The organism is Pseudomonas sp. CF161 (assembly GCF_000416215.1).
Taxonomy (GTDB): Bacteria; Pseudomonadota; Gammaproteobacteria; order Pseudomonadales; family Pseudomonadaceae; genus Aquipseudomonas.
In genome coordinates, this window is the sequence record NZ_ATLP01000044.1 from 1 (window position 1) to 12,670 (window position 12,670).

The 12,670-nt window shown below is 61.2% G+C and carries 15 protein-coding genes; 9 read left to right on the forward strand and 6 right to left on the reverse strand.

Annotation, left to right across the window (positions count from 1 at the left end):
• The first annotated feature begins 254 nt into the window (after window positions 1-254).
• The 3 genes from CF161_RS08410 to CF161_RS08420 all read left to right on the forward strand — a co-directional run bounded on the left by CF161_RS08410 (window position 255) and on the right by CF161_RS08420 (window position 3,761).
• Window positions 255-965 (forward strand): FadR/GntR family transcriptional regulator, encoded by a 711-nt coding sequence (locus CF161_RS08410; RefSeq protein ID WP_020296139.1) that lies wholly within the window; start codon window positions 255-257, stop codon window positions 963-965.
• Window positions 966-1,075: 110 nt separating this feature from the next.
• Complete coding sequence (lhgO, locus tag CF161_RS08415; RefSeq protein ID WP_020296140.1) at window positions 1,076-2,269, forward strand: L-2-hydroxyglutarate oxidase; 1,194 nt, start codon at window positions 1,076-1,078, stop codon at window positions 2,267-2,269.
• Window positions 2,270-2,432: 163 nt separating this feature from the next.
• Entirely contained in the window at window positions 2,433-3,761 is a 1,329-nt protein-coding gene (locus tag CF161_RS08420) for an MFS transporter (RefSeq protein WP_020296141.1), read from the forward strand.
• A 71-nt stretch (window positions 3,762-3,832) separates the two neighbouring features.
• On the opposite strand, the gene CF161_RS08425 is transcribed toward CF161_RS08420, so the two are convergent.
• A complete protein-coding gene (locus CF161_RS08425; RefSeq protein WP_052027204.1) occupies window positions 3,833-5,473 on the reverse strand; it encodes an alpha/beta hydrolase in 1,641 nt (546 codons plus the stop codon).
• A gap of 229 nt (window positions 5,474-5,702) precedes the next feature.
• On the opposite strand from CF161_RS08425, the gene CF161_RS08430 reads away from it, so the two are divergent.
• The 4 genes from CF161_RS08430 to CF161_RS08445 all read left to right on the forward strand — a co-directional run bounded on the left by CF161_RS08430 (window position 5,703) and on the right by CF161_RS08445 (window position 8,933).
• A complete protein-coding gene (locus CF161_RS08430) occupies window positions 5,703-6,485 on the forward strand; it encodes a nucleotidyltransferase domain-containing protein (protein WP_020296143.1) in 783 nt (260 codons plus the stop codon).
• Window positions 6,486-6,610: 125 nt separating this feature from the next.
• Entirely contained in the window at window positions 6,611-7,735 is a 1,125-nt protein-coding gene (locus CF161_RS08435; RefSeq protein WP_020296144.1) for an alkene reductase, read from the forward strand.
• Between the two features lie 51 nt (window positions 7,736-7,786).
• Entirely contained in the window at window positions 7,787-8,107 is a 321-nt protein-coding gene (locus tag CF161_RS08440) for a helix-turn-helix transcriptional regulator (RefSeq protein WP_020296145.1), read from the forward strand.
• 130 nt (window positions 8,108-8,237) lie between these two features.
• Entirely contained in the window at window positions 8,238-8,933 is a 696-nt protein-coding gene (locus tag CF161_RS08445; protein ID WP_020296146.1) for a tRNA (adenine(22)-N(1))-methyltransferase TrmK, read from the forward strand.
• 52 nt (window positions 8,934-8,985) lie between these two features.
• On the opposite strand, the gene CF161_RS32125 is transcribed toward CF161_RS08445, so the two are convergent.
• On the reverse strand, window positions 8,986-9,156 hold the full coding sequence (locus tag CF161_RS32125; RefSeq protein WP_020296147.1) for a DUF2986 domain-containing protein: 171 nt from the start codon (window positions 9,154-9,156) through the stop codon (window positions 8,986-8,988).
• 56 nt (window positions 9,157-9,212) lie between these two features.
• Window positions 9,213-9,923 carry a phytanoyl-CoA dioxygenase family protein gene (locus tag CF161_RS08450; RefSeq protein WP_020296148.1) on the reverse strand — a complete coding sequence of 237 codons (711 nt, stop codon included), beginning with the start codon at window positions 9,921-9,923 and terminating at the stop codon, window positions 9,213-9,215.
• Window positions 9,924-10,179: 256 nt separating this feature from the next.
• Between CF161_RS08450 and CF161_RS32790 the strand changes: the two genes are divergently transcribed.
• The gene (locus CF161_RS32790; RefSeq protein ID WP_020296149.1) at window positions 10,180-10,338 is read left to right on the forward strand and encodes a hypothetical protein; all 159 of its coding nucleotides are present in this window, start codon (window positions 10,180-10,182) and stop codon (window positions 10,336-10,338) included.
• Window positions 10,339-10,399: 61 nt separating this feature from the next.
• Complete coding sequence (locus CF161_RS08455; protein ID WP_020296150.1) at window positions 10,400-10,765, forward strand: hypothetical protein; 366 nt, start codon at window positions 10,400-10,402, stop codon at window positions 10,763-10,765.
• Window positions 10,766-10,827: 62 nt separating this feature from the next.
• On the opposite strand, the gene CF161_RS08460 is transcribed toward CF161_RS08455, so the two are convergent.
• The 3 genes from CF161_RS08460 to CF161_RS08470 form a co-directional block, all read right to left on the reverse strand.
• Entirely contained in the window at window positions 10,828-11,454 is a 627-nt protein-coding gene (locus tag CF161_RS08460) for a LysE family translocator (protein WP_020296151.1), read from the reverse strand.
• Between the two features lie 200 nt (window positions 11,455-11,654).
• On the reverse strand, window positions 11,655-12,068 hold the full coding sequence (locus tag CF161_RS08465; protein ID WP_043228921.1) for a hypothetical protein: 414 nt from the start codon (window positions 12,066-12,068) through the stop codon (window positions 11,655-11,657).
• A 117-nt stretch (window positions 12,069-12,185) separates the two neighbouring features.
• Window positions 12,186-12,581 carry a MarR family winged helix-turn-helix transcriptional regulator gene (locus CF161_RS08470; RefSeq protein ID WP_218187560.1) on the reverse strand — a complete coding sequence of 132 codons (396 nt, stop codon included), beginning with the start codon at window positions 12,579-12,581 and terminating at the stop codon, window positions 12,186-12,188.
• Window positions 12,582-12,670: the final 89 nt, after the last annotated feature.

A 12,670-nucleotide genomic window follows, 5' to 3' on the forward strand; every position in this document is an offset into this window, starting at 1 on the left:
AGCGGCCACACCGGCTCCGGCCCCGGCAGCGTGCTGGCGGTGTATCACGCGGTGCATGGCCGCCACAGCGCCAGTTGCGCGGTGTGGCAGGCCGGGGGCGATCAGGGCGCAGTCGAGGCCGAAGTGGTCGCCCGTTTGCAGGCTGAGCTGGGGCTGGTTCCAGGTTGACTCGACGAACGCGCCAACACTCCCGCGCTTGACAACAGAAATTCCAAACGTCTATTGTCTGACAACCTGACTACCAAGGTTGTCTTATGCTTGAGCTCCAGCGCCCCGACTCTCTCGTGATGCGTGTTGTCAGCGTTATCCGCGCCGAGATCGAATCCGGGAACCTCGCTCCCGAGTCGCGCTTGCCCACCGAACAGCAATTGGCCGAACAGCTGAGCGTCAGCCGTTCGGTGATTCGCGAGGCCATTGCCCAGCTCAAGGCCGACGGCGTATTGATCGCCCGTCGCGGCCTCGGTTCGTTCATTTCCCAGACCCCGGCCGGGACGGTGTTTCGCTTCCCGACCCAGAACACCCGCCGGCCACAGCTGACGCAGATGTTCGAGATGCGCCTGTGGATTGAAACCCAGGCCGCCTCGATTGCCGCCCAGCGCCGTGACGAGCAGGACCTGCAACGCATGCAGCAGGCCTTGCAGGAGATGCACGACAAGCGCAGCGATTTCGAAGCCGCCGCCCTGGCCGACGTGGCCTTCCACCGCGCCATTGCCGAAGCCAGTAAAAACGAATACTTCGTGGCCTTTCATGACTTCCTCAGAAGCCAGTTGGCCACCGCACGCAAAACCGCCTGGGAAAACTCGGCGTCGCGCTTTGTCGGCGGTTCGGCCGATGCGACCCAGGAACACCAGGCCATGTACCAGGCCATCGCCGCTGGCGACCGACAAGCCGCAGCCGCCTGCGCCGATGCGCACCTGCGCGCCTCCGCCAAGCGCCTGCAACTTGAGTTGCCCGCCACCGACTGAGCCTCTGAACCCCTGAACAGTGAGCGCGTGCTGCGGCACGCCGACTTTTGCCAACCGCATTAGTCTGACAACCTGATAACTAGACCTGCTGATCCAAGGTAACCCCCACAATGATTTATGATTTTTGCATCATCGGCGGCGGCATCGTCGGCCTGGCCACCGCGATGGAACTGCTCAAGCGCCAGCCCGGCGCCTCCCTGGTCATCCTGGAAAAAGAAGGCACCCTGGCCAAGCACCAGACCGGCCACAACAGCGGCGTGATCCATGCCGGCATCTACTACGCACCCGGCAGCCTCAAGGCCGACCTGTGCAAGCGTGGCGCCGAGGCCACCAAGCAGTTCTGCACCGAGCACGGGATCAAGTTCGAGGTCTGCGGCAAGTTGCTGGTGGCCTCCACGCCACTGGAGGTGGAGCGCATGCAGGCGCTGTACGCCCGCTCCCAACTCAATGGCATGAAGGTCGAGCGCCTCGACGCCGATGAGCTGCGCCAGCGCGAGCCGAACATCGTCGGCCTGGGCGGGTTGTTTCTCGACGCCACCGGCATCGTCGACTACCGCGAAGTCTGCCAGACCATGGCCCGGGTGATCCGTGCCGGCGGCGGGGAAATCTGCCTCGACCGCACCGTGACCGCGATCCAGGAAAGCGCCGACCACGTCAGCGTCAGCACCCATGACGGCACCTGGCAGGCGAAGAAACTGGTGGTCTGCGCCGGCCTGCAATCCGACCGCCTGGCGACAATGTCCGGGATCAGGATCGAGCACCAGATCATCCCGTTTCGCGGCGAATACTTCCGCCTGCCAGCGTCGAAAAACAACATCGTCAACCACCTGATCTACCCCATCCCCGACCCGGAGCTGCCGTTCCTCGGGGTGCACCTGACGCGGATGATCGACGGCAGCGTCACGGTCGGGCCCAATGCGGTGCTGGGCCTGGGCCGCGAGAACTACAAGAAGTTCTCGATCAACTGGCGCGATGTGGCGCAGTACGCGAGCTTCCCCGGGTTCTGGAAAACCATCTGGCAAAACCTCGGTTCCGGCAGCGTCGAGATGAAGAACTCGCTGTTCAAGTCCGGCTACCTGGAGCAATGCCGCAAGTATTGCCCGTCGCTGAACATCGACGACCTGCTGCCCTACGAAGCCGGTATCCGGGCCCAGGCGGTGATGCGCGACGGCAGCCTGGTGCATGATTTCCTGTTCGCCCAGACCTCGCGCATGCTCCATGTGTGCAATGCGCCCTCACCGGCCGCGACCTCGGCCATTCCCATCGGCGAGATGATTGCCGACCGCATGTTCCAACACCCCTGACCCACCCACGGCACTGCCCGAGTCAGCCCCGGGCGGCCATGCCGTGCTCGCACCACGGCTTGCGCCAGGTGCACGTACCCAGCCTGCCGGTCCGAACAGGGCCTGCGGAGCGCAACAAGCGTCCATTTGAAAATAAATATAATGATTCATGAGGAAGTCCGGAATGACCGCAGTTACCCCCCCAAGCCCTGCAGCGGAAACCCCGCAACAAACCAAAAAGCGCCTGCGCAAGGTCGCCGCCGCCACCATCTTCGGCTCGATGCTGGAGTGGTACGACTTTTACCTGTACGCGACCATGGCCGCGATCGTGTTTTCGAAAATCTTCTTCGATAACAGCGACCCGAAAACCGCGACCCTGATGGCCTTCTCGACCTTTGCCATCGGTTTTATCGCGCGCCCGTTCGGCGGCATCCTATTCGGTTACCTGGGCGACAAGTTCGGCCGCAAACAGGTACTGGTGGTGACCTTCTGCATGATGGGCGTGTGCACCACGCTGATCGGCCTGATCCCCAGCTACGCCTCGATCGGCATCTGGGCCCCCATCGTGCTGGTGGCGGTGCGGATCATCCAGGGCCTGGGTGCCGGTGCCGAATTGTCCGGCGCGGCCGTGACCTCCTACGAACACGCCAGCGAAGGCAAGCGCGGCAGCCAGGGAGCCTGGCCGGCGCTGGGTCTGAACCTGGGCCTGCTGCTGTCGTCGCTGACCGTGTACCTGCTGACCATCAACGGCAACGAATTCCTGCTGCAAGGCGGCTGGCGCATCCCGTTTATCTGCAGCATCGCCCTGGTCGGCGTCGGCCTGTGGGTGCGCAACAGCATCCCGGAAACCCCGGAGTTCAACCAACTGAGCCAGGAGCCGGCAAAAGCCAAGGCGTCGCCGCTCAAGGCCCTGTTCAAAAACGATCTCAAAGGCCTGGCGGTGGTGTTCTTCGTCGCGGTTGGCTACAACGCCCTGAGCTACATCTTCAAGACCTTTTCCCTGGCCTACCTCACCCAGTTCAAGGGCGTGGACGTGCACGTCACCTCGTTGTCGGTGACCATCGCCAGCCTGGTGGCCATCGTTGCCGTGCCGTTCTTCGGCTGGCTGTGCGACCGCTGGAGCAGCAAGACCGTGCTGATGCTCGGCGGGGTGTTCTCGCTGCTGTTCGCCTACCCGTTCCTGGCCCTGCTCAACACCGGTGAAAGCCTGATGATCTACATCGCCATCGGCGTCGGCACCGGGATCCTCGCGCCAATGATGTTCGCCCCCCAGGGTTCGTTCCTCAGCCGCCAGTTCCCGACCCAGACCCGTTCCTCGGGCTTCGGCACCGGCCGTGAAATCGGCACCGCCATCGCCGGCGGCCTGGCCCCGCTGGGCGCCCTGTCCCTGGTCTCGGCCTCGGCCACCCACTCCACCGACGGCGTGGTGATCATCCTCGGCATCGCCTCGCTGCTGGTGGTGGTGTTCGCCCTGCTCGACCAGGGGCGCAAGCACTCGACGTTCAAGAACTGAGGCCTGGCTCAGAGACTGATGAGGGTTGTGATGCCCCCATCAGTCTCTGCTGAACCTGCCTTCTGCAACAGCTAGCGGTCAGCTATTGGCCCTGAACCTCTGGGTCCCCAGCCCTTCGTTGGCGCATATTGCTCGATTAATTTCCACAGCAGGCGTCCCATGGGCAGGCGATAGATATCACTATGGGCACCACCGCCCGAGCCGGGAGAATTGAACTCCGTTATCCCGTCTGAGGCATTGATGTAAGCAACTTTTTTCACTGCCGGCTGGGTAGCGAACGGGTCGGTACACGCCTCCTGCCCGTTTTTGCAAATGGTGAACTTGCCGCTGGGAACCGCGGAAGTGTCGGAAGCTTTCATACAGTCGAAGATCCCCTTGTAATCAGGATTGGCACTGTCACATGCCTTACGGTATGAGCGCATGGCACCTGCGGGTGCGGTCCAGAGAATAAACGGCGAACCCGCCGCCTCATCATTGGACGATGCTGTCAGCACCAACTGGGTATTTTTCAACTTGGCATAGTCGCGGTAAGGCGCCCCTTCACTGCCCACCCCGGGCGCGAAGCGATTGATGCTAAAAGCCCCCTGAAGTCCCACGGCCAAGTCAACCGGACTGGTCACCATGGTCTGGTCTGGAAACTGACTTTCAAGAGGGGTCAAGACCGGCGCGCTAAACACCGCCCGGGTCATCGCCCGGGCACCAAAACTATGCCCAAGTGCAACCACCCGCGCCTGGCTACCGGAAGCCTTTAAACTGCGGGGAATGGTTTCATTGACAATCTTGTTAAGCCAGGACAGGCCTATTTCATCAGCATCATTGGCCTTGTTCGAGTAACTCAAAACGTTACCAAACGAGTTGGACCAATAAGAAGGCCAGGTAATACCCACGACCAAAGGTCGGAAATTGCTACTGCGATTACTCAATGGCTGTATAGCGGCCGTTCTGTTGATCGGCTCCTCCTGTTGGCCTTTGACAGACTCCAGGGATGCAGCCATCAGGCTCCCGGTCAAATCATTAAAGTTGCGGATTGCCTCCTCTTGAGCGGTGTTCCAGCCCATGACAATAACCAGCACATGGGTATAACTTCCGGCCTTGAGGTCTTGGGTCAGATTTTCTTCCAATGAAACAAGTGCATATTTTCCGTAGTCATATAATTGATATGACTTGGCGTCGACCTTATCCAGGTTGGTCGATATCTTGCAGGCGTGCCAATCACTGATTTTCGCCAAATCATAGTTCTGTTTAATCAGCGATACCGGTCTGGCGGCGTAGGCGTTATAAACAAAACAATGGCTTTTTGAGTAATAAGGGGCGTCCCGAACCGAGTCATCTCCGACTATTGTATTTTTGATGATATGCGACACAAACATTGCCTTTGAATCACTGTTTTGAAAGCGCTCGATCTGATTGGCTGTTCGCCATGAACCGGGCTCTTCTGAATTAGCATAACTTCCACTTTTTACAAAGCTGACTTGGGGATATGCCTTGGGTCCGCCGACGGTCGATTGCGGACTCTTTTCCAGGGCAACCACATAACCCGGATAGTGCAGCGCAGTACCAGATGGAAAATACAACATTGAGTGGAATTTTTTAGCGTTGGAACTGCCCAGATTCAAAGCTGATTCGTAAGGCTCCATAACCGAATCCGTGGTGGAACAGCCGAGTAGGCTCAAACAAAAAGCCAACGTACTTGATCCCTTAAGTACCCGCATCGCGCACTCCCTGGGCCGTTCATGGCCCTGCATATTGCTAGGTCGTACCTGCCAACATCGCAAAAATAAGCGCAGACCAGACAGCTCACGCGCCGACAACTTCACTATAGCCAGGAGATACCAAACTGCTATCACGCAACACTGCTTTCACACTAAAAAACCGGCCCTTGCGGCAGCACCTACGCTGTTAAGATCCCCCGCTTACCCAAGAGCCACAGGCCCACCCCCAATGCCCTCTCGCCAACCGGACGGCGTCGATGCGGACGGTTTTATTCCGGCCGCTCCCAGCCAACCTTTGCCCGCGCCTTTCCAGCCGTTGCTGGATGATCTGTGCCGCACCCTGACGGCCGAGGCCGGCGCCTTGCTCGATGGCATCTACCTCTATGGCAGCGTGGCCCGGGGCAGCGCCAAGCCGGGGGTTTCGGACCTGGACGTGACCCTGGTCCTGCACCAGCCGCCGAATGCAGCAACCCTTGCCAGCCTTGAAGCCCTGCGCCTGGCCCTGGCCGCGCGGCACCCGGAGGTGGTGAAGATCGACTTCGATATCGGCAGTCGCCAACAGGTATTGGATCCGCAGCACCGGTACAGCTGGGGTTACTGGCTCAAACACCACTGCCGCTGCCTGTGGGGCACTGACCTGGCAGCGCACTTCGCCCCGTTCAAGCCATCGCGCGCGATCGCCTTGGCGCTCAATGGGGATTTCTACCCGGTGCTCAGCCGCTACGCCGATCAGATCGATCAGCCAGCGCAGCCGAGCGAGGTCAGACGCCTGCAACGCGAAGCCTCGCGCAAGCTGATCCGCGCGACCAATATCCTGCGCTCGGATCAGGACCCTGGCTGGCCCCTGACCCTGGAGGAGCACGTGGCGCAGTTCGTCCAGTGCTACCCGGCGCAACAGGCGCAGATCGAATTTTTCCTGCGCCATAGCCAGCAGCCCACGGCCTCGGCCGAGGAGTTCACGGCGCGGCTACGGGATTTTTGCCAGTGGTGTCGGCAGGTATCCGGACAGTGACCCGGGGACGTTGAGGCGGATGCTGCACCAGCGAAGGAGGCCACCATCACGATGAGCATCGACAACACATTCATACATTCGAATGTGTTAATGTGTCGCCTTTGCTTATCACCCCCCGAGGCACCATGACTGATTCAAGCCTGTTCAAACCCCTGACCCTTGGCGGCCTGGCGCTTAAAAACCGGATCGCCCTGCCACCCCTGACTCGCTCGCGCAGCTCGCAACCGGGCAATATTCCCAACGACCTGATGGCCACCTATTACCGGCAACGGGCCAGTGCCGGCTTTATGGTCACCGAAGGCACCCAGATCGAACCCCGGGGCCAGGGTTACGCCTGGACGCCGGGTATCCACAGCGCCGCCCAGGTTGAAGGCTGGCGCAAGGTCACTGCCGCAGTGCATGCCGAAGGCGCGGTGATTTTCTGCCAGCTGTGGCATGTGGGGCGGGTGTCGCACACCAGCTTGCAGCCGGATAACCAGCCTCCGGTGGCGCCCTCGGCGCTGCGGGCCACGGCGGTCAAAGTCTTTATCGAAACCGGCCCGCAAGCCGGGGCCCTGGCGGAACCCAGCGAACCGGTGGCGCTGAGCACCGCCCAGGTCAAGGAGCTGGTCGAGCTGTATCGGGTTGCGGCGGTCAACGCCAAGGCCGCCGGGTTCGACGGCGTTGAACTGCATTGCGCCAATGGCTACCTGGTCAACCAGTTCATCTCCGAGCACAGCAATCAGCGCACCGATGAATACGGCGGCTGCCTGGACAACCGCCTCAGGTTCCTGCGTGAAATCTGCGCCGCGGTGATCAGTGTCTTCGGTGGCGAGCGGGTCGGCGTGCGCTTCGCCCCGCTGTTCGAGACCACTGCCGAAGAACGGGTGTACCTGGGCCTGGTGGAAACCGATCCGCACCACACCTACATCGAAGCGGCCAAGGTCCTGCAGGAGCTGGGGGTCGGCTACCTGTCGATTGCCGAGGCCGACTGGGACAACGCCCCGGACTTGCCGGCGTCCTTCCGCGCCGCCCTGCGCCAGGTGTATCACGCGCCCATCATGTATTCCGGGCGCTATACCGAGGCCAAGGCCAAGGCCGTGCTGGCCGAGGGCTACGGCGACCTGTTCGGTTTCGGCCGGACCTTTATCGCCAACCCCGACCTGCCCTACCGCCTGCGGCACGGGCTGGCGCTGAACCCGGTGGATGGCGCGACGCTGTATGGCGGCACGGAACGGGGTTACATCGACTATCCGTTCAGCAACGCCTAAAATCGCCGGTTTGCGGCGGGGCTGAACCTGCTGGCCCAGGAACCGACCCCGATGACGGATTTGAATGAAACCCTGAAAGTGCTTTCCAGCCCCGTGCGCCGGCAGGTGCTGACCTGGCTGAAAGATCCGTTTACCGCGTTCCATGACCAGGCCCAGCTCTACCCCTTCGACGTCCACGGCGTCTGCGCCAGCCTGATCCAGGAAAAGGCCGGGCTCTCCCAGCCGGCCACTTCCCTGTGCCTGAAGGCCTTGAGCGACCAGGGCCTGGTGGTCGCGACCAAGGTCGGCAAGTGGACCTACTACAAACGCCAGGAGCAGCAGCTGTCGGCGGCCCTGACCCAGTTGCTGGTGGACCTGGAAGTGGAGTGCTGAGGGCCTGCATGCCCCTGGAACAACGCCATGACCCCGGTCGCCTGAATTTGAAATACCCGGCATTGCCCGCCACAATCGCGCCCCGCTCCGGCCAACGCTGCCGGACTTTCGTGCTGAAAAGGGGTTGCCGTTGAACCAACAGACATTGTCCAAGCGCCTTGAACGCGTGGCGGCGCATGTGCCCGCCGGGGCGCGCCTGGCCGATATCGGCTCGGACCACGGCTACCTGCCCGTGGCCTTGATGCGCCGTGGCGCGATCTCGGCGGCGGTGGCCGGCGAGGTGGCATTGACCCCCTTGCATGCTGCCGAACGTACGGTGCGCGAGAACGATCTGACATCGCTCATCACTGTGCGCCTGGCCAATGGCCTGGCGGCGATCGAGCCGGGGGACGGGATCACCGCCATCAGCATCTGTGGCATGGGCGGCGAGACCATCCGCGACATCCTCGACCGCGGCCAGGCCCACCTCAACGGCCAGGAGCGCCTGATCCTGCAACCCAACGGCGGCGAGCCGCCACTGCGTCAATGGCTGATGGACAATGGCTACCGCATCCTCGCCGAGGAGGTGCTGCAGGAAAACCGCTTCGACTACGAAATCATCGTCGCCGAGCGCGACAGACCGCTGCGCTACAGCGCCCGGGAACTGTACTTCGGCCCGCTGCACCTGCAGGCTCGCAGCCCGGCGTTCCTGCTCAAGTGGCAGCGCAGGTTGCGCCAGAAGCACAAGACCCTGGCCGACTTCGCCCGGGCGCAACAGGCGGTGCCCGAGGAAAAGGTGCAGGACATTGCCCGCCAGGCGCAGTGGATCACCGAACTGCTGGGGTGAAATCCCTGAGGGTCGAGCGAACGGTTTCCCGCTCGGGTGAAGCCTGTTTCAGCTACGCAGACTCGCTGTCGGCGGCCAGGGTTGCATCCTGATTGGCTTCAGCCGCCAGCTTCAGGCGGTCAGCCTTGCTGATGTATTTCGACTTGCTGGCAGGCGCCAATTTGGCACTGGCCTTTTTCGCGTGAGCTTTCAACAGCTGCTGGATTTTTTTACGACGATTCATGGGTTTCTACTCGGTGTTACAACGCTTGAATGAAATGGCGGCCCCGGCCTGACCGCTCAAGCCGTGGGCACTGGCAGCCAGTCAGCCGCTAGCCCCCGCCAGGGAAAATCCGCGGGCTCAAAGCGCTCGCTCGTGTCCATCTGGATACTGCGCAGGCTCGCGGTCTGCTGGTGTGAAGCGTAGAGCGACTGCGAAAAATAGCTGATCAGCAGCGTACGGCGACGGGCGCCGCTGATGTTCAGGCTGCCCGCATGCACCAGGTCGACATCGAACAGCAGGACGTCACCCGCGCAACCTGCAAGCTGCACCGAGCGGGACTCGTCATTGAAGTCCAAAGGCGGTGCTCCCGGCTCAGGCCTATGGCTGCCCGGGACAATCCGCGTTGCGCCGTTGGCGGGCCCATAATCGTCGAAGTACACCAGGGCATTGGCAATGTCCCCTGGTCGTTGCGCCGACAGGTCGCGGTGCAACAGCTGATAACCGCCGCCTTTCAAGGGTTCTCGTCCCTCCACCTGGGACAGGAAAAACCGCTCTCCAATCAACTCCCCCGCCACCGCCAGCATCGACGGCAGACGACACAGCGCCTGCACACAGGCATCGGTGTCCAGCTGCGAATGGCGCCAGCCACTCCCCCTGGGCACCGGCCATTGTTCCGACGGTTTGACGCCCGCATCGAACACCGCACGCAGCTGATCCAGCCACTGCGCCGGGATCGCTCGGCGAAGCAGCACATAGCCCTCTCGGTGCAATTGCTCGCGGTCAGTCATCCCGTGCTCGACTCCCTTGCTGTCACCCGTCCTGCACAACGGCCCGGCGCACGGCAGGCGCCGCGGGCAATAGGCGCAGGATGATAAAGCAAAGGTTTTACCCGTGCACAGAAGCACCGCGCTTGAAGGGGTAATAACAACCGCCGTTTGCCGCACTCAGGAACAAGCAGCCCCGCTCACGGCCCCGGCTACTGGCAGTCGCGGATAAATATTTGAATAGCGCCCCGACATTCAATGACCGACCCGAGACACTGCAATGGAGTGGCCTGTATTTTCAGAAGCCCATGACCCCTTGACCGATGAGTTGGTTGACGGCATCGAAAAGGTCCTGCGCTTCACCCTGCCCCGCGACTACGTTGAATGCGTCAGCAGCGCTGAAACCGCGGGTCACGTTGAGGCAGAACTTGCCGCTTGAGGGAGGCTTGCTAGAGTCAAAAGCACTACCTCCAAGCCTTCGGCGTCTTCAAGGATCGATCATGCCCAGCACGCTTCCGTTATTTGCGCCTGATGTATTCCCCTCTGCCCCCGCAGAAGTTCGCGCCTACACCGTCGCCGCCTTTCGAATTGCCCAGGGAAGTGATCAGCTCTCACTGATTGCCATGTCAAAACCCCTCTTGGTTTTTTTGCTGAAAAAGCGTGCGCTGGGCTACTGGATCCAGAAAGGTTGGCTGATCGAGGTGGATCAAGGCTATCGCCTCACTGACCAGGGGCTTGTCACTTGCCAATCGGCTTTGGCAGACCAACTCGCTACCCACAACACCACTGCGGACCAGGTGGCCTACTGGGTGAACGAGTTCCGCTGCAACAGCCAACTCCCGCGCGCTGAAACCTTTCGGATCTGAGGTGGCGGCTCCCCGAACGGACGGGCTGCCCAAGCCCGCTTTCGCTCATGGCCAAACCGGTCTTATTGCTGCTGAAAAGCCACTTTCAACCCGAGCCCGACAAACAGCGTGCCGATGATTTTGCCTTCCCAGCGACGCAGCCTCGAAAGGCCCTTGAGGCACTGGCTCAAGGGGCGAATGGCGAGTGAAAGCAGGCTGGTATAAACCGCGCTGAGCGCCGAAAAGATCAAGCCCAGCACCGCGAATTGACTCAGGGACGAGCCCGATTCCGGGTGAATGAACTGCGGCAGGAATGCGAGGAAGAAAATCGCGGTTTTCGGGTTCAGGACCTCCGCGCCCACCGCCTGGAAAAAGGCCTGGCGCGAGGTCACATCCGCCAATGGCATGCGCGCGGTGGCGCTTGATCGAGCAAAAAAAGCCCGCGCCCCCAGGTAAATCAAGTAACAGGCTCCCGCCGTCTTCACCACATTGAACGCGAGCGCAGAGGTCATCAGAATCGCCGACAGCCCCAGCGCAGCGCTCAGCGTATGGATCAGATCCCCCGTCGCGACGCCCAGCCCGGTGGCAATACCGACCTTGCGTCCGCCCTGCAGGGTACGTGTGATCACCAACAGCACCGCAGGGCCGGGGATCAGGAAGAGGCCGATAACGACGGCGACGTACGTCACGATAGAAGACAGCTCAAACATCACGAGTCACCTGAAGGCAGGGGCGAGACCACAGTTATCCTGAAGTGAAGTTCGAAAGCAAACGCTGTGTTCAGCTCAGAGGGGGGGCGGATGAGGTCCTTGGTGAAAGGCCGTTAGCGGACAAAAACGGTCATGGATGTTTAAGGTTGTTGCGCGCCTTCTTTCCAAAACGGACGTAGCGGAGCGTGATTTTCCACCCTTCAAAAGGCAAGCTCGCAGCGTGCTTGAGCGGCGTGTACGCGTAGGGTCAGACCCGACTCGAAGCGCAGGACAAGATGATGATCTGGATGAATGGTATCGGTGAGGTAGTAGGTTTCTGTCTCGGCATCGGGCTCCACCACGCCAATCGACTGTATAACTCGGCTGTCGCCATCCACATGGTTTTCACCTCCCCCACTCGCTGAAAAGTAGTCAACCTCATGGAAGCTGATGGTGATTGTCCGAGCTTCTTCCGTCGGCACCCAGGCTTCAGTTCGTCGAGTAAAGCCCAGTACAGCCAACCGATTCACGATGTCGTAATGGATGGCAGTGGCTTGGTAGAAGTTATGTAAATCGTACGCACGACCGTGAATCTCGACCTCGATATGCCCGAACACGAAACCATGGAATTGCATGGGTTGACCCTGATGATCTGCCGGTAGGCAGGTATCGTACGGTATCGCCATAATCATCGCCTCAGGCAGACAACAGCCGCTGCCGCCCGCCCCTGTTACCCCTCGGCACTACAAACCCTACTCCACCCCATCCCCCTTTATCCCCTGCGCGAACTTGCTCATCAGCCGCACCAGATTCTCCACGTCCTGCTGCTCCCAGGTGGAGAAGATCGCCAGGCCGATCCGCTCCCGTGCTTCATCGACGCGGTCGGTCATGGCTTTGCCTTTGGCGGTGATGACGGACTCGCGCACGCGGCGGTCGGTGGCGCTGGCCTGGCGGTCGATCAGGCCCAGGCTTTCGAGTTTGGCGACCTGGCGGCTGACGGTGGTGTAGTCGCGGCCCACGCGGTCGGCCAGTTCAACCACGCCAATCGGCCCCAGACGCTCCACCAGCACCAGCAGCGGGAACAGCGCGCGGTCCAGGGCGATCCCGGCTTCGCGGACCATGGCCTCGTCGCGCTGGGGGCGGTTCATGACGCCGACGATCTCCACCAGCGCGTCATGAAGCTGGCGGAGCTGGGCACTAATATGTGTATTTTGCACTTTATTTGTTGACACGCTTT

Bases quoted from the DNA above. Each gene is read 5' to 3' on its own strand.
- CF161_RS08430 (WP_020296143.1), top strand. From the start codon at position 5,703: ATGCCCTCTCGCCAACCGGACGGCGTCGATGCGGACGGTTTTATTCCG.
- CF161_RS08435 (WP_020296144.1), top strand. From the start codon at position 6,611: ATGACTGATTCAAGCCTGTTCAAACCCCTGACCCTTGGCGGCCTGGCG.
- CF161_RS08450 (WP_020296148.1), bottom strand. From the start codon at position 9,923: ATGACTGACCGCGAGCAATTGCACCGAGAGGGCTATGTGCTGCTTCGC.
- CF161_RS08440 (WP_020296145.1), top strand. From the start codon at position 7,787: ATGACGGATTTGAATGAAACCCTGAAAGTGCTTTCCAGCCCCGTGCGC.
- CF161_RS08425 (WP_052027204.1), bottom strand. From the start codon at position 5,473: ATGCGGGTACTTAAGGGATCAAGTACGTTGGCTTTTTGTTTGAGCCTA.
- CF161_RS08465 (WP_043228921.1), bottom strand. From the start codon at position 12,068: ATGCAATTCCATGGTTTCGTGTTCGGGCATATCGAGGTCGAGATTCAC.
- lhgO (WP_020296140.1), top strand. From the start codon at position 1,076: ATGATTTATGATTTTTGCATCATCGGCGGCGGCATCGTCGGCCTGGCC.
- CF161_RS08460 (WP_020296151.1), bottom strand. From the start codon at position 11,454: ATGTTTGAGCTGTCTTCTATCGTGACGTACGTCGCCGTCGTTATCGGC.
- CF161_RS08470 (WP_218187560.1), bottom strand. From the start codon at position 12,581: ATGAACCGCCCCCAGCGCGACGAGGCCATGGTCCGCGAAGCCGGGATC.
- CF161_RS08420 (WP_020296141.1), top strand. From the start codon at position 2,433: ATGACCGCAGTTACCCCCCCAAGCCCTGCAGCGGAAACCCCGCAACAA.
- CF161_RS32125 (WP_020296147.1), bottom strand. From the start codon at position 9,156: ATGAATCGTCGTAAAAAAATCCAGCAGCTGTTGAAAGCTCACGCGAAA.
- CF161_RS32790 (WP_020296149.1), top strand. From the start codon at position 10,180: ATGGAGTGGCCTGTATTTTCAGAAGCCCATGACCCCTTGACCGATGAG.
- CF161_RS08410 (WP_020296139.1), top strand. From the start codon at position 255: ATGCTTGAGCTCCAGCGCCCCGACTCTCTCGTGATGCGTGTTGTCAGC.
- CF161_RS08455 (WP_020296150.1), top strand. From the start codon at position 10,400: ATGCCCAGCACGCTTCCGTTATTTGCGCCTGATGTATTCCCCTCTGCC.